Origin of the sequence: Micromonospora sp. CA-248260, from assembly GCF_050942205.1 — a bacterium.
In the GTDB taxonomy this organism is placed as follows: domain Bacteria; phylum Actinomycetota; class Actinomycetes; order Mycobacteriales; family Micromonosporaceae; genus Micromonospora; species Micromonospora antibiotica.
In genome coordinates this window covers 5,226,076-5,240,835 of sequence record NZ_CP192021.1, presented here as the reverse complement: position 1 = coordinate 5,240,835, position 14,760 = coordinate 5,226,076, and the positions used below count along the sequence as shown (strand labels likewise).

Annotated in this window: 18 protein-coding genes; 7 read left to right on the top strand and 11 right to left on the bottom strand. The window is 71.8% G+C overall.

Translation table 11 applies throughout. The features are described from left to right. Window positions 1–15 precede the first annotated feature (15 nt). Together ACQP2H_RS22420 and ACQP2H_RS22415 are read right to left on the bottom strand one after the other, a co-directional pair. Entirely contained in the window at window positions 16–225 is a 210-nt protein-coding gene (locus tag ACQP2H_RS22420) for a sulfurtransferase TusA family protein (protein ID WP_219470244.1), read from the bottom strand. Between the two features lie 212 nt (window positions 226–437). After that, window positions 438–1,589 carry a cysteine desulfurase family protein gene (locus tag ACQP2H_RS22415; protein ID WP_433228742.1) on the bottom strand — a complete coding sequence of 384 codons (1,152 nt, stop codon included), beginning with the start codon at window positions 1,587–1,589 and terminating at the stop codon, window positions 438–440. 171 nt (window positions 1,590–1,760) lie between these two features. Here ACQP2H_RS22415 and ctaC point away from each other — a divergent pair, with 171 nt between their 5' ends. Together ctaC and ACQP2H_RS22405 are read left to right on the top strand one after the other, a co-directional pair. Next, on the top strand, window positions 1,761–2,732 hold the full coding sequence (gene ctaC, locus ACQP2H_RS22410) for an aa3-type cytochrome oxidase subunit II (protein WP_208568726.1): 972 nt from the start codon (window positions 1,761–1,763) through the stop codon (window positions 2,730–2,732). A gap of 10 nt (window positions 2,733–2,742) precedes the next feature. Continuing rightward, window positions 2,743–3,171, top strand: a complete 429-nt coding sequence (locus tag ACQP2H_RS22405) for a cytochrome c oxidase subunit 4 (RefSeq protein WP_208568725.1) — start codon at window positions 2,743–2,745, stop codon at window positions 3,169–3,171. Between the two features lie 203 nt (window positions 3,172–3,374). On the opposite strand, the gene ACQP2H_RS22400 is transcribed toward ACQP2H_RS22405, so the two are convergent. From ACQP2H_RS22400 to ACQP2H_RS22380, 5 genes are all read right to left on the bottom strand, one after another. After that, window positions 3,375–3,785: a VOC family protein gene (locus tag ACQP2H_RS22400; RefSeq protein WP_357535384.1), complete on the bottom strand. Its 411-nt coding sequence runs from the start codon at window positions 3,783–3,785 to the stop codon at window positions 3,375–3,377. A gap of 101 nt (window positions 3,786–3,886) precedes the next feature. Then, window positions 3,887–4,093, bottom strand: coding sequence for a hypothetical protein (locus ACQP2H_RS22395; protein ID WP_357535382.1), 207 nt, complete (start codon window positions 4,091–4,093; stop codon window positions 3,887–3,889). Window positions 4,094–4,282: 189 nt separating this feature from the next. Further along, window positions 4,283–5,329 carry an anthranilate phosphoribosyltransferase gene (gene trpD, locus ACQP2H_RS22390; RefSeq protein WP_433228739.1) on the bottom strand — a complete coding sequence of 349 codons (1,047 nt, stop codon included), beginning with the start codon at window positions 5,327–5,329 and terminating at the stop codon, window positions 4,283–4,285. A gap of 86 nt (window positions 5,330–5,415) precedes the next feature. After that, window positions 5,416–5,811: a hypothetical protein gene (locus tag ACQP2H_RS22385; RefSeq protein WP_208568721.1), complete on the bottom strand. Its 396-nt coding sequence runs from the start codon at window positions 5,809–5,811 to the stop codon at window positions 5,416–5,418. Between the two features lie 175 nt (window positions 5,812–5,986). Next, the gene (locus tag ACQP2H_RS22380; protein WP_433228737.1) at window positions 5,987–6,973 is read right to left on the bottom strand and encodes a cytochrome c oxidase assembly protein; all 987 of its coding nucleotides are present in this window, start codon (window positions 6,971–6,973) and stop codon (window positions 5,987–5,989) included. A 108-nt stretch (window positions 6,974–7,081) separates the two neighbouring features. Here ACQP2H_RS22380 and ctaE point away from each other — a divergent pair, with 108 nt between their 5' ends. From ctaE to ACQP2H_RS22355, 5 genes are all read left to right on the top strand, one after another. Further along, the gene (gene ctaE / locus ACQP2H_RS22375) at window positions 7,082–7,681 is read left to right on the top strand and encodes an aa3-type cytochrome oxidase subunit III (protein ID WP_067314692.1); all 600 of its coding nucleotides are present in this window, start codon (window positions 7,082–7,084) and stop codon (window positions 7,679–7,681) included. A gap of 72 nt (window positions 7,682–7,753) precedes the next feature. Next, window positions 7,754–8,587, top strand: a complete 834-nt coding sequence (gene qcrC, locus ACQP2H_RS22370) for a cytochrome bc1 complex diheme cytochrome c subunit (RefSeq protein WP_208568719.1) — start codon at window positions 7,754–7,756, stop codon at window positions 8,585–8,587. Between the two features lie 67 nt (window positions 8,588–8,654). Then, the gene (gene qcrA, locus ACQP2H_RS22365) at window positions 8,655–9,740 is read left to right on the top strand and encodes a cytochrome bc1 complex Rieske iron-sulfur subunit (protein ID WP_208568718.1); all 1,086 of its coding nucleotides are present in this window, start codon (window positions 8,655–8,657) and stop codon (window positions 9,738–9,740) included. After that, window positions 9,737–11,362 carry a cytochrome bc1 complex cytochrome b subunit gene (qcrB, locus tag ACQP2H_RS22360; protein WP_219464031.1) on the top strand — a complete coding sequence of 542 codons (1,626 nt, stop codon included), beginning with the start codon at window positions 9,737–9,739 and terminating at the stop codon, window positions 11,360–11,362. The genes qcrA and qcrB overlap by 4 nt, the downstream gene beginning before the upstream one ends. A 227-nt stretch (window positions 11,363–11,589) precedes the next feature. Next, entirely contained in the window at window positions 11,590–12,267 is a 678-nt protein-coding gene (locus ACQP2H_RS22355) for a DUF4142 domain-containing protein (protein WP_208568716.1), read from the top strand. A 66-nt stretch (window positions 12,268–12,333) separates the two neighbouring features. On the opposite strand, the gene ACQP2H_RS22350 is transcribed toward ACQP2H_RS22355, so the two are convergent. From ACQP2H_RS22350 to ACQP2H_RS22335, 4 genes are all read right to left on the bottom strand, one after another. Next, on the bottom strand, window positions 12,334–12,621 hold the full coding sequence (locus tag ACQP2H_RS22350) for an Lrp/AsnC family transcriptional regulator (protein WP_208568715.1): 288 nt from the start codon (window positions 12,619–12,621) through the stop codon (window positions 12,334–12,336). Window positions 12,622–12,732: 111 nt separating this feature from the next. Next, window positions 12,733–13,347, bottom strand: coding sequence for a hypothetical protein (locus ACQP2H_RS22345; RefSeq protein ID WP_357535376.1), 615 nt, complete (start codon window positions 13,345–13,347; stop codon window positions 12,733–12,735). A 23-nt stretch (window positions 13,348–13,370) separates the two neighbouring features. After that, the gene (locus ACQP2H_RS22340) at window positions 13,371–14,231 is read right to left on the bottom strand and encodes a sugar phosphate nucleotidyltransferase (protein ID WP_433228733.1); all 861 of its coding nucleotides are present in this window, start codon (window positions 14,229–14,231) and stop codon (window positions 13,371–13,373) included. Beyond that, window positions 14,228–14,749 (bottom strand): NUDIX hydrolase, encoded by a 522-nt coding sequence (locus ACQP2H_RS22335; protein WP_363818585.1) that lies wholly within the window; start codon window positions 14,747–14,749, stop codon window positions 14,228–14,230. Before ACQP2H_RS22335 ends, ACQP2H_RS22340 begins: the two co-directional genes overlap by 4 nt. Window positions 14,750–14,760: the final 11 nt, after the last annotated feature.

Sequence of the window (14,760 nt, the reverse complement as noted above, 5' to 3'; positions counted from 1 at the left end):
GCGGGGCGGGGTGGGTCAGTGGGTGCGGCGTACCTCGTAGCCCGGGCCGTCGGGGATGGCGGTGACGAACTGCTGGGCGCGCATCCGGCACCAGGCGGGGATGTCCACGGCGGCGGCCGGGTCGTCGGCGAGGACCCGCAGCACCGCGCCGACGGGCAGCTCAGGCAGCCGGCGGGCCAGCGCGATCACCGGTAGCGGGCAGCGCTGCCCCCGACAGTCCAGCACCTCGACCGGCCCCGCCCCGTCGCCGCCCGGTCCGGCCTCGCCGCCGCCCGGCCCGGTCGGGAGGCCGTCCGCGCCGGTCGGGAGGCTGTCCGCGCCGGTCGGGAGGCTGTCCGCGCCGGTCGGGAGGCCGTCCGCGCCGGTCGGGAGGCTGTCCGCGCCGGTCGGGGGGCTGTCCGCGCCGGTCGGGGGGCTGTCCGGGCTGGTCGGGGTGGTCACAGGCCCACCACGCCGGCGTCGGCGCGCAGGTCGGCGACGATCCCGGGCAGTTCGGCGAGGAACCGCTCGACGTCCGCCGTGGTGGTCTCCCGGTGCAGCGAGACCCGGACGTTGCCGTGCGACAGCACCCCCATCGCCTCCAGCACGTGCGACGGGCGCAGCGTCGAGGAGGTGCAGGAGGAGCCGGAGGAGACGGCGAAGCCGCGCCGGTCCAACGCGTGCAGCAGCACCTCGCCGTCGACGTACAGGCAGGAGAAGGTGACCAGGTGGGGGAGCCGGTCGACGGGGTCGCCGACGACCTCCACGTCCGGCACCTCGGCGGCGACCCGGGCCCGGATCAGGTCCACCAGCGGGGTCAGCCGGGCCGCCTCGGCCGCCGCGTCGGCCGCCGCCGCGCGCAGGCTCGCCGCCGCCGCCACCACCGCCGGCAGGTTCACCACCCCGGGGGTACGTCCGAACTCCCGCTCGTCGGCCGGCCACGGCGACTCCCAGCGGGTGCCCTTGCGGACCACGAGCAGCCCGACGCCGGGTGGGCCGCCCCACTTGTGCGCGCTGGCGGTCAGCACCGACCACCCGTCCGGCACCGGCACCCGGCCGACGAGCTGGGCCGCGTCGACGTGCAGCGGCACCCCGACGGTGGCGCAGGCGTCGGCCGCCCCGGTGACCGGCTGCACGGTGCCCACCTCGTGACTGGCCCCGATCAGCGTCGCCAGCGCCACCCCGGGGGAGCGCACCGCCGCCGACCAGGCGGTCAGGTCGAGCCGGCCGAGCCGGTCCACCGCTACGGAGGTCGCGGTGCCACCGGCCGCCACGTGCCGCTGCGCGGCGTGCAGCACCGCCGAGTGTTCGATCGCCGAGTGCACAAGCGTGTCGCCGGTGCGCTGCCGACCGGCCAGGCCGCCGAGCACGGCGGAGTGCGCGGCGTGCGTACCGCTGGGGGTGAAGGAGACCTCGTCGGGGCGGACGCCGAGGGTGCCGGCGGTGGCCTCGCGGGCGGCGTCGAGGAGTTGGGCGGCCCGACGGGCCCGGCTGTAGAGGCGGGCGGGGTCGGCCCAGCCGTCGTCGAGGGCCGCCAGCAACGCCTGCCGGGCGACCGGGTGCAGCGGCGCGGCAGTGGCCGCGTCCAGGTAGACCGGGTGGGCACTCACGGCTGACGACGCTATCGCGTCGGGATGGCCACGATCCCCCCGATGGGGTCGGACAGCGACCCCAAGACGGTCGAGCCCGCCATGGTCGAGTAATCTGCGACCGTCGGTGACGCCTTTGCCGTCGGTGCTGATGGAAAGCCCCACCGCGGCGCGCTAGGGAGGCAGGACCAGGTGGTCGCAAGGAGTTCGGAGGTACGGCCGTCGGCCGTACGGCACAGCGCTTCCCCCGGAGCCGGTGAGCGTCGGCGGCGTGGTGCTGGCCGGCTCGCCGGGCTCGGTCTCGGCGGAGCTGCGCTGCTGGTTCTGCTCACCGGGTGTGACGTCGGCCGCTCGGTCGACGGCTTCGGCTGGCCGCAGGGCGGCATCACCCCCGAATCGCACCGGATGTACGACCTGTGGATCGCCTCCTGCATCGCCGCCCTGGCGGTCGGTGTCTTCGTCTGGGGCCTGATCTTCTGGTGTGTGGTGCGTTACCGCAAGCGCGGCAACGAGCTGCCGGTGCAGACCCGCTACAACCTGCCGATGGAGTTCCTCTACACCATCGCGCCGATCCTGATCGTCTCGGTGCTCTTCTACTACACGGCCGTGGTCCAGACCGACGTGGTGCGGACGACCAAGAACCCCGACGTCACCGTCGAGGTCGTCGCCTTCAAGTGGAACTGGCAGTTCAACTACCGCGACGGCCAGGGCACCGAGGCCAACACCGTGGCGTCGGTGCTGGGCACCAGCGAGGTCATCCCGGTGCTGGTGCTGCCGACCAACCGGTCCATCCGGTTCGAGGAGACCAGCCGCGACGTCATCCACTCCTTCTGGGTGCCGGAGCTGCTGTTCAAGCGCGACGTGATGCCCGGCAAGATCCGTAACGTGTTCGAGGTCTCCAAGCTGGAGTCCGAGGGGGCGTACGTGGGCCGCTGCGCCGAGCTGTGCGGCAGCTACCACGCCTTCATGAACTTCGAGCTGCGGGTGGTCTCCCCGGAGGCGTACGACCAGTTCCTGGCGGCCAAGCGGGACGGCAAGTCGACGCAGGAGGCTCTCACCGCCATCGGCCAGGACCCGTACGCGAAGACCACCCAGCCGTTCGACACCCGGCGGACCAAGGACAACTTCAACCCGGACGGCGCGTCCGCGGGCGCGGGAAACTGAGGTATCCGGCATGAAGACCGAGTGGCGCATCTTCCTCATCATCGCCGGGTTCCTCCTCGGCGCGACGATCCTCTACGGCGCCTGGACGTACGGCGACTCCGGTGGCCAGGTCGAGTGGGTCGGCACGGTGGCCCTGCTGCTGTCCTTCCTGCTCTGCGCGATGTGCGGCGGCTTCTTCTGGTTCGTCTCCCGCCGTATCGACCTGCGCCCGGAGGACCGGCCGGACGGCGAGATCGCCGACGGCGCGGGCGAGATCGGCTTCTTCAGCCCCGGCAGCTACTGGCCGTTCGGCCTCGCGCTGGCCGCCGCGGTCGCCGGCCTGGGCCTGGTGTTCTGGCAGTTCTGGCTGCTGGGCCTCGGTCTGGTGCTGGTCATCGTCACCGCCTGTGGCCTGCTCTTCGAGTACTACTCCGGCACCCGCCGCACCGCCGAGCACTGACCCACCGGCCTGCTCGCGGCGAGCCCCGTTCGCCGCGTCAGCGCCCGGAGAACCACCCGACGGGCCCGCCCCCCCCACCCGGGGAGGCGGGCCTGTCGTCGTTGGGCGGGTGATCGACTCCAGGGGGCCGAAGTCGCGGTGTCCCCGGCGGGCTGATGCCGCTGTTTCGGCTCGGCCTGGGTGGATCAGGCAGGCTGAGTGGATCAGGCCGGCTCGGGCCAGACGGGTCCCTGGTCGGTCCAGGTGACACCCCTGTTGCGGCAGAGGCAGAAGGGGTGACCGACCGGGTCGGTGTAGACCCGCCATCCGTAGCCTTCGGGGCCGAGGAAATCCTGCGCCAGGGTCGCGCCGAGGGCCAGGACGCGGGCCTGCTCGGCCTCGATGTCATCGACCTCGAAGTCGAGGTGGAACTGTTTGGGGTGCTCGCCGTCGGGCCACTGCGGGGCGCGGTAATCCGTCACCCTGATGAAGGCCAGCTCGATCTCGCCGAACCGGATGCCGGCCCAGTCCCCGTCACTGCCCTCCCTGACCGGGCGACCCGTCACCGCGGCGTAGAAGGCCGCCAGCCTCATGGTGTCCGGGCAGTCGATGATGAAATCCGTGAGTCGGAGCATCCGGTGATCCTGCCACGCAACTGAGCAGGCCGGATCTCCCGACAGGACCAGGGAGCCGGCGGTGCCCGGCAGGGGTCAGGCCGCGTGACGACCGGCAGGGGTCAGGCCGCGTGACGACCGGCTGACGGGCGGCGGCGACGGTCGGCCAGGCGGGTGGGCTGGAAGGCGAAGGTGGCGATCAGCACCGCCGTGCCGCAGCCGGTGCAGGCCAGCTCGGGGCAGTCGGCACCGTGGCCGTCGGCGCACGGCGGCACCTCGAACGGCTGAACGCCCTCGCAGGTGTCGCAGTAGAGCTCGCGGTCCGACACGGGCGTCTCCTCTCGTTCCGGAACCCGCCGATGGACATCGCCGCCATCACCGGAAACGGAAAATTACTCCCATGTAGTTTCCCACGCCCCTCCGACACTTCCCCGCCAGCCCCGCCCGGCACACCGCTCGGCCCGGGGGAGCGGGCCGCGCTGAACGGCGGGTCAGAGCGGGCCGCGCTGAACGGCGGGTCAGAGGGAACGGGCGACGTCGACCCAGCGGTCCAGGACGGCCGCCGCCGCCCCCGAGTCGACGGACTCGGCGGCCCGGGCCATGCCGGCGCGTACCGCCTCGGTGAGGTCACCGTCCAGCGGGGTCTGGGTGGCCAGCGCGACGGCCGCGTTGACCAGGACGGCGTCGCGTACCGGACCGGTCTCGCCGGCGAGCAGCCGGCGGGCCACGGCGGCGTTGTGCGCGGCGTCACCGCCCCGTAGGTCGGCCAGGGTGGCCCGGGGCACCCCGAGGTCGGCCGCGTCCAGCACGGCCTCCCGGACGGCGCCCTGCTGGGCCACCCAGACCCGGGTGGGCGCGGCGGTGGTGAACTCGTCCAGGCCGTCCTCGCCGCGCATCACGATCACCGAGTCGCCCCGGCCGGCGAAGACCTCGGCCATTACCGGGGCCATCCGGGCGTCGAAGCAGCCGACCGCCCCGGCGTGCGGCCGGGCCGGGTTGGTCAGCGGGCCGAGGAAGTTGAACGCGGTCGGCACGCCGATCTCCCGCCGGACCGGGCCGGTGTGCCGCATGCTGGGGTGGAAACGGGCCGCGAAGCAGAAGCCGATCCCGACCTCGGCCACACACCGGGCCACCTGCTCAGGGCCCAGATCCAGCGGCACGCCGAAGAACTCCAGCAGGTCGGCGGTGCCGCACAGCGACGAGGCGGCCCGGTTGCCGTGCTTCACCACCCGGACCCCGGCACCGGCCACCACCAGCGCCGTCATCGTCGAGATGTTGACCGTGTGGGCGAGGTCACCACCGGTGCCCACCACGTCGACCGCCGTCCGGCGCAGCTCCTCCGGCAGGGTCACCCGGACCGAGTTGTCGAACATCGCCTCGACCAGACCGGCCAGCTCGGCGGGGGTCTCGCCCTTGGCGCGCAGCGCGACCGCGAAACCGGCGATCTGCGCCGGGGTGGCGGCGCCGGCCATGATCTCGTTCATCGCCCAGGCGGTGTCGGCGGTGGACAGCTCGTCGCCGCGCAGCAGCGCGTTGAGCAGGTGCGGCCAGGTCCGTTCGCCCATGATGGGCCTCCCGAGCGGGCGTGGGGTGGGGGTGGACGGTGCGCCCGTCACCCCGGGCGCCAGGGACGCCGCCGAGTGCGTCCGACTCAGGCGGCGGCGTGCGTACGCAGCAGCTCGGCGACCGTGGTGCCGGTGGTCACCGGGTCGAGCGGGTGCATCAGCACGCCGTCGACCTGCGCGTACGAGGCGAGCCATCGGTCGGCGGCGCGGGCGATGACCACGCAGGTGGGCGGGGCGTCTTCCCGGTCGTCCTTGATCTGGCGGGCGATGCCGATGCCGCCGCCGGGGCTGGCCTCGCCGTCGAGCAGCATCAGGTCGATCTCGTAGTCGTCGACCAGCCGGACGCAGCCGAAGTAGTCGGACGCCTCGACGAACTCGATCGTGATCCCGGGGGCGGGACGGGTGCCGACGGCCAGCCGCATCCGGTCCCGGACCTGCGCGTCGTCGCTGTAGAGCAGGACGGTGCAGAGACGCTCGCTCATGCCGACACTCCGCTTCGCTCCGTGCCGTGATGAGGCACCGTCGCACTGAGCCTGACTCGCTCGCTGCGCTCACTCATGGGCTGTACTCCTCGTTGCTGCCGTTGATCGTACCGGGCGGTGTGGCGTACCCGACATCCCGCCTGCCGGCCCCGGGCCGACCGGGTGTCGCGGCAGCTCAGGACGGGGTTCCGGGGGCCGCGGCCGGGGTGGCGGCGGCCTCGGCGGCGCGGTCGCGGGCCTCCTGCCGGTCCAGCTCGCGGTCCACCCGGCGGGCCTCCCGCTCGGACTGCTTCACCCACTGCACCACCAGCACCGCGAGCATCGTCACGCTGACGAACTCCCCGCCGGCCCACAGGACGCCGCCGGCGACCACCTGGTCGTTCCACGGGTCGGACCAGGCCAGGTTGAGCGACGGGTACCAGTCGCCGCCGAACAGCGTGGTGCTCTGCATGATGGTGAGCCCGAGCACGGTGTGGAACGGCACCGACAGCAGCATCAGCAGCGCCCGCGCCGGGTACGGCCAGCGGCCGGGCAACGGGTCCAGCCCGAGCAGCGGCCAGAAGAACACGCAGCCGGTCATGATGAAGTGCGCGTGCACCAGCTCGTGCGCCCAGGCGTGTTCGAGGGTGTAGCGGTACAGGTCGGTGAAGTAGAGCGCGAACGGGTTGACCACGAAGATGGTGAACGCCACCAGCGGGAAGCTGTAGATCCGGGCGATCCGGCTGTGCACCACCGCCAGCAGCCGTTTGCGCGGGCCGACCGGCAGGGTGCGCAGCGCCAGGGTGATCGGTGCGCCCAGGGCCAGGAAGATCGGGGAGACCATCGACAGCACCATGTGCTGCACCATGTGCACCGAGAGCAGGGCGGTGTCGTAGGCGTGCAGGCCGCTGACCGTGACCGCGGCGATGCCGCCCAGGCCCGGCCCGAGGAAGCAGACGGTACGGACCACCGGCCAGTGGTCGCCGCGCAGCCGGAGCCGGTGGACCCCGTAGAGGTAGAGGCCGGCGGCGAGGACCAGGCCCAGGGCGAGCCAGCTGTCCAGCCGGGTCTCGGTGAAGACCCGGGTGATGTCGAACGGCGGCGGTACCTCGACGCCGCCCGCCGCGAGGCCGGTGGACGGGGCCGTCGAGGTGGCGGCGAAGATCGAATCGACGTGCAGCACGCTTTTCAGGCTAGGCCAGGCGAACCGGACCGCCACGATCGGGCCATCCCTCACCCGGGTTTGGCCCCCCGCTGATCGCCCGCCCCGGTCAAGGGCAATAATGACCGCGTGACTGCGGCCCCAGCCATTGACAAGAGCCGGATCCACTCTCTGACGCGGCCCAACATGGTCAGCGTCGGGACGATCGTGTGGCTCTCCAGCGAACTCATGTTCTTCGCGGCGCTGTTCGCGATGTACTTCTCGATCCGTGCGGCGGCGCCGGAGCAGTGGGAGAAGCACACCGAGGTACTCAACATCCCCTATGCGACCACCTTCACGGTGATCCTGGTGCTGTCCTCGGTGACCTGCCAGCTCGGTGTCTTCGCGGCCGAGAAGGGTGACGTCCACGCCCTGCGGCGCTGGTTCACGCTCACCTTCGTGATGGGCCTGATCTTCGTGCTCGGCCAGGCGAACGAGTACCTGACCCTGGTGCACGAGGGCGTGAAGATCAACGAAGACGGTTACGGGTCGATGTTCTACCTGACCACCGGCTTCCACGGCCTGCACGTGACCGGCGGTCTCATCGCCTTCATCATCTTCATGATCCGCACGACCATGGGCCGCTTCACCCCGGCCCAGGCCACGTCGGCGATCGTCGTGTCGTACTACTGGCACTTCGTCGACGTCGTGTGGATCGGGCTCTACGCCATGATCTACTGGCTTCAGTGATCTTGGCGTGTCACGTTCCGCGCCGCTGCTCCGTCCCCTGAGACAAGGTCCAACCGGTTAAGGACACAGGTCATGACTTCTGACAACGACCGCCGACGCGGTCTGCTCGCGCGCCTGCGCGGGCGGCCCGCGGCGCGCAGCAGGGGCCGCCGCCGGCTGGGCGCGGCGTTCCGGCTGATCGCCGCGTTGACGCTGGCCGGCGGCGCCTACACCGTCTTCGCCCCCGGCGTGCAGGCGCAGGAAAACCCGCCGCTGACCGGTGCCGCAGCCGAGGGTCGGGCGCTGTTCGACGTGAGCTGCGTGACCTGCCACGGCCGCAACGCCCAGGGCGTCGAGGGTCGTGGCCCGAGCCTGATCGGTGTCGGCTCCGCCTCGGTGGAGTTCCAGGTCAGCAGCGGTCGGATGCCGATGGCCCGGCAGGAAGCGCAGGCCATGCGCAAGCCGCCGGTCTTCACCGACGAGCAGGTCCGCCAGCTCGGCCAGTACATCCAGGAGCTCGGCGGCGGCCCGCAGGTCCCGCAGGGCAACCTCCGCGAGGGCGCCAACCTCGCCACCGGCGGCGAGCTGTTCCGGATCAACTGCTCGCAGTGCCACGCCTTCGGCGGCGGCGGCGGCGCGCTCTCCTCGGGCAAGTACGCCCCGAGCCTCGCACCGGCCAGCGACGCGCAGATCTACGCCGCGATGCTCAGCGGCCCGCAGAACATGCCGGTGTTCGGCGACAACCAGATCACCCCGGAGCAGAAGGCGGACATCATCGCCTACATCCAGGAGTCCCTGAAGGCCGACCAGGACCAGGGTGGCTTCAACCTCGGCCGGTACGGCCCGTCCACCGAGGGTCTGGCGATCTTCCTGGTGGGCATCGTCGCGCTGGTCTTCGCGAGCCTGTGGATTGCGGGCAAGTCGTGACCGAGCGGATCGTCAACAGCATTGCCGTGGTGCCGTGCGCCGGCACCGCCCGTAGCGAGGTGACGGCATGAGCACCCAGACCGAGCAGCACGCCCCGCAGGGTCGGGAGCCGCTCGACGTCCACGACCCCCGGCTCTCCCGGTTCGACATCGTCACCGAGGGCGCCCGCCGGGACGACATCGAGATCGTCCACTACGAGGAGCAGGTCGTCCCGGGCAGCAAGGCCGAGCGCCGGCTGACCCGTACGGTCGCGGCGATGTTCCTGCTCACCGGCCTGGCCGCCACCGCGTTCCTGGTCGTCTACATCTGGTGGCCCTGGGAGTACGAGCCGGGTCGCGGCGGTGACAAGTGGTACACCCCGCTGCTCGGCCTCACCCTGGGTGTCGCCCTGCTCGGCATCGGCTTCGGCATCCTCACCTGGGGTAAGAAGCTGCTGCCCAAGGAGGTCTCGATCCAGGACCGGCACGACGGTCCCGGGTCGGCGGAGGACCGGAAGATCACCGGCGAGACGATGCTCTACCTCGCCGACGAGATGGGGGTACGGCGTCGTCCGCTGCTCGGTGTCTCGCTGGTCGCCGGCCTGCTGCCGGTCGGTGCGGTCGCGGCGGCCCCGCTGGTCGGTGGCCTGATCTCCAACCCGCACAAGAACAACCAGATGTTCACCACCGGGTTCGCGCCGGCCGACGGCAAGAAGATCCGGCTGGTCCGCGAGGACGGCCGGCCGATCCGGCCCGCCGACGTCAGCACCGGTGGTCAGCTGACCGTCTTCCCCGGCATCGAGCACGGCGTGAGCAACAAGCACGCCGACTCGCCGACGCTGCTGATCCACCTGCGGGAGTCCGACGCGGAGAAGTCCCGGCAGGCCAACTCGCGGGTCGGTCACGGTGACTACATGTGGGGCAACTACGCGGCGTACTCCAAGATCTGCACGCACGCCGGCTGCCCGGCGAGCCTGTACGAGCAGCAGACCAACCGGCTGCTCTGCCCGTGTCACCAGAGCCAGTTCCTGATCACCGACAACGCCCGTCCGGTCTTCGGCCCGGCGAGCCGGCGGCTGCCCCAGCTGCCGATCGAGGTGGACGAGGAAGGCTTCTTCGTGGCGAAGTCCGACTACACCGAAACCGTCGGCCCCGACTTCTGGGAGCGGCCATGAAGCGCCGAAAGTTTGACGTAGCAGCGGTGCCGGGCAAGGCCGCCGGGGGAGTGGACGACCGCTTCCAGGTCGCCACCCCGTTGCGCAAGCTGCTCAACAAGGTCTTCCCGGACCACTGGTCGTTCCTGCTCGGCGAGATCGCGCTCTTCTCGTTCGTCGTGCTGCTGCTGACCGGCGTCTTCCTGACCTTCTTCTACGAGCCGGCGATGACCGAGGTGGTCTACAACGGCAGTTACGCCCCGCTGCGGGGCACCCCGATGTCCGCCGCGTACGCCTCCAGCCTGGACATCTCGTTCGATGTCCGGGGTGGCCTGATCATGCGGCAGATGCACCACTGGTCCGCGCTGCTGTTCATGGCCGCGATCGTGGTGCACATGATGCGGGTCTTCTTCACCGGCGCGTTCCGCAAGCCGCGGGAGACCAACTGGATCATCGGGTCGCTGCTGTTCTGGGTCGGCTTCCTCGCCGGTTTCTCCGGCTACTCGCTGCCGGACGACGGCCTGTCCGGCACCGGCCTGCGGATCGCCTCCGGCATCATGCTGTCGATCCCGGTGATCGGCTCCTGGGTCACCTCGTCGATCTTCGGCGGCGAGTTCCCCGGTGAGATCATCATCAGCCGGTTCTTCATCGCCCACGTGCTGCTCATCCCGGGTCTGCTGGTCGCGTTGATCAGCGCCCACCTGGGCCTGGTGTTCAAGCAGAAGCACACCCAGTGGCCCGGCCCCGGCCGGACCAACGACAACGTGGTCGGCGAGCGGATGTTCCCCCGCTACGCGCTCAAGCAGGGCGGCTTCTTCATGGTCGTCTTCGGCGTGATCGCGCTGATGGGCGGCCTGTTCCAGATCAACCCGATCTGGTACTTCGGCCCGTACGAGGCGTGGGTGGTCTCGGCCGCCAGCCAGCCCGACTGGTACGTCATGTTCCTCGACGGCTCGACCCGACTGATGCCGGCCTGGGAGATCAACATCCCGATCGGCAACGGGTACGTCATCCCGCCGCTGTTCTGGCCGACGGTCGTCCTGCCCGGCATCCTGGTCGGCCTCTCCACGCTCTATCCGTTCGTGGAGGCCCGGCAGCTCAAGGACTACCGGCACCACAACCTGCTCCAGCGGCCCCGGGACGTCCCGGCCCGGACCGCGGTGGGCGCGATGGCCGTCGCCTTCTACATCGTGCTGACCCTCTCCGGCGCGAACGACGTGATCGCCGACAAGTTCCACATCAGCCTGAACGCGATGACCTGGGCGGGCCGGATCGGCCTGCTGATCGTCCCGCCGGTGGCGTACTACGTCACCTACCGGATCTGCCTCGGGCTCCAGCAGCACGACCGGGAGGTGCTGGCCCACGGCGTGGAGACCGGCATCATCCGCCGCCTGCCCGACGGCCGGTTCGAGGAGGTCCACCAGCCGCTCAGCGCCGGTGACGGCCACGGGCACGGCGAGTTGGACTACGTCGGCTGGGTGGTGCCGAAGAAGATGAACCGGCTCGGGGCGCTCGGCCCGGCGATCCGGGGCTTCTTCTACCCGATCGAGAAGCCGGTCGAGGCACCGGTCTCGCCGGGGCACCCGCCGGTGGAACCCCGCCCGGAGCGGGAGGAGATCGGCAGCGGAGATTCCCGCCGCTGACCTGCCCGTACCACGCGACCGAGGCGCCCGCCGGAGGATTCCGGCGGGCGCCTCGTCCGTATCCCGGCCCGCCTCGTCCGTATCCGCTCCGGTGCGGTGGGGGCGTGCGGTGCGGTGTCCGTTTTCCGGCCGGCGGGCCGGCGCGGCCGGACCCCAACGGGTGGAAAGCCAGGATTAACCCTCGCCAGTCGGGTATCCGTGCGGTCCACCGAAAACGGGGAGGAAACATGTTGGGTATCAAACGCCTGGGACTGCTGGCCACGCTGGCGGTGGTCGGCCTGGCACCCGCGGCTGCCGCGCAGGCCGCCGCGCAACCGTCGGCGCAGGACACCCAGTACCTGCAGGCGGTGCACCAGGTCAACCTGGCGGAGATCGTCACCGGGAACCTGGCCCAGAAGAAGGGGCAGAACGAGCAGGTCAAGCAGTTGGGGCAGCAGTTCGTCACGGATCACACCCAGCTCGACCAGACGGTGCAGAGCACCGCGCAGCAGCTGAACGTGACCCTGCCGAACGCGCCGACAGCCGATCAGCAGAAGGTGATCGACAAGCTCAACGGCCTCAAGGGCGCCGCGTTCGACAAGGCCTGGGTGACCGCTGAGCTGGCCGGTCACGTGCAGGCCATCCAGGCCACCCAGACCGAGATCTCGCAGGGCTCCGAGCAGTCGGTGGTCCAGTTGGCGCAGGACGCCCTGCCGGTGTTGCAGGCGCACTACGACGCGCTGGTGGCCCTGGCCCAGGAGTTGGGCATCCCGGTCCCGCAGACCAGCGCCAGCGGCACCGCGAGCCCGGGTGGCAGCGGTACGCCGGCACCGGGTGGCACGACCGGGTCCCCGACCCCGGGCGGCGGCACGGAGTCGCCGGAACCGGGCGGCACCACCGAGACGCCCGTTCCGGGCAACAGCTGACCTCTCGTACCACCTGATGGTGGCCGGTCCCCAGGGGCCGGCCACCGTCGCCTGTCCGGGCGTCGGTCAGTCGGCGCTGGCCAGGCCGATCGCGAACGCCTCCTCCAGGTCGTGCTGGGAGTACGCGCGGAAGGCGATGTGCGACTCGGTGTTGAGCACCCCCGGCACCTTGGAGATGCTGCCGGCGATGACCTGGGCGATCTGCTCGAACTCCCGGACCCGGACGATGGCGATCAGGTCGACGTGTCCGGCCACCGAGTAGACCTCGCTGACACCGGGCAGGTTGGCCAGGTTCTCGGCCACCTCGGGGATCGAGTCGGTGGCGCAGTCGATCAGGACGATCGCGGTGATCACTGGACGATTCTCCGTTCGTCGTGCCCGGCGCGACGCCGGCCTGGTGTCGTCGACCATGCTAGTGCCGCCCTCGCCGCCCGCGGGCGGCCCTCCGGTGGACCCGGCTGCCGGTCAGAGCAGCATGGTGCGCGGGTCGGCGGCCATGGCGCGCAGCCAGGCGGCCGCCTCCGCCGCCCCGGGGCAGCGGGCGGTGTCCAGCGCGGCGGCCAGGGCGTACATCTCGGGCGGCGGGATGAGCAGGCTCTCCCTGCTGCGCAGCCCCAGCTTGACGGTGCCGGAGTCGGCGGTGACGGTGAGCACCGGGGTCCGGGTGACCGCGCCGGTGGCGACCAGCGAACCGTCACTGGAGACGCCGGTCTGCGCGACGGCCGCCGCGTGCAGCGACACCGACCGGGCGGCCCGCAGGTCGACGCTCTTCGTGGTGAGCCCGACCACGGTGAGCCGGCTGCCCTCCAACCAGGCGCCGCTGCGCACGATGCTGGTCACCAGCAGGCCGATGAGGAGCAGGACCAGCCCGGCCGACACCAGCGCGGCGATCGCCGGCACCGCCGCGCTGCCCGAGGTGTCGTTGCCGCCGGCCGCGTTGATGCCGGTGCCGATGAAGGCGCCGACACAACCGCAACCGACAGTCAGGATGACACCCAGCACCAGCAACGAGACGACCCGACCGGTACGGCTCGACCGGTAGCCGACCGACAGGGGGATCCGAGGCACGGAGGGCTGCATGCTGGTGATTCTGACACCGGTGATCAACGTCCGCCTGGTGGGGCGGCGACGGAGAGCCCGTCGTCGGCCCGGATCGCGTCGCGGAGCCGTTCGTCCGGGCCGACCGTCGCGCCGGGCCAGACCACCACGCGCTCCACGTCGCCGCGTACCACCGCGCAAGCGCCGACCACCGCGTGCCGGACCCGACCGGTGACGGTGGCGTCCGGGGCGATCAGGGCGTCGTCGCCGGCGGCGTGCAGGTTGGCCGCCAGGTAGTCGGCGGGCGTGCCGGTGTCGAAGAACGTGCCCGGGTACGGCACCACGGTCAGCTCGCCGGCCGCCTCCGCCGGCCGCCACACCGCGCGGACCAGGTCACCGAAGCTGGCCGGCAGCTCGCGCACCCGGTGCCAGGGCAGCAGGGAGAAGCCGGTGAAGACGTGCCCGTCGAAGGTGCCGGGCGCGCGCGGGTCGGGCGCCGGCCGACCCAGCAGCCGTACGGAGTGGAAGTCCCACCCGGCCAGCAGCGCCGCGATGTCGGGGCCGGGGGCGGCCCCCGGATCGGCCAGGTAGGCGTCGGCGTTGCCGACCAGCACCCCCCGACCGGCGATCCAGTCCCGCAGGTTGCCCAGGCCACCGGCGGTGCCCAACGGGTCACCCGGCTCCACCGACAGGTGCGCCCGGTCGCTGACGTGCGCCACCACCTGGTCGGCCAGGTAACAGGCGTTCACCGCGACCCGCCGGGGCCCGGTCAGGCCCAGCCCGGCGAGCCGGTGCAGGGCCCGGTCCAGCAGCGGCACGTTGCCGACCGGGCAGAGCGCCTTGGGCACCCGGGCGGTGAGCGGGCGCAGCCGGGTGCCCTCACCGGCGGCGAGCACCACCGCGCACAGGCCGTCCGGGGCGGTCACGTCGTCGGCTGGCCGGCCTGCGGCCCGATGCCGTAGTGGCCGAGCAGGTTGGCGGTGGCCCGGCTCAGCCGGGGCAGGTCGTCCAGCGGGTGCCAGGCGGCCTCGAAGACCTCCGCGCCGTCGACGGCCAGGGTGGTGGTGGCGGCGGGCACCTCCGCCTCGAAGACCATGTCCACCCAACCCCGGGTGTGCACCACGGCGTTCGGCACGGCCGGGCGGAGCTGCTCCGGGGCGAGCCGGACCCCGGACTCCTCGTGCAGTTCGCGGGCCGCGCCGACGACCGGGGTCTCACCGCGTTGGAGCAGGCCGGCGGGTAGCGTCCAACTGTGCCCGGGGGGTTGGCGCAGCAGCAGCAGGCGGCCGGCGCCGTCGGCCTCGCTGTCCCGGACCAGGGTCACCGCGCCGACGACGTACTTCGGCCCGGCGAGCCGGACCAGGCGACGCCGCACCGAGACCGGCAGCCGGTAGAAGACCTTGTACGCCACGGCCCGGCCGGTGGCGCGGGAACGGAGGATCATCGCTCCAGGCT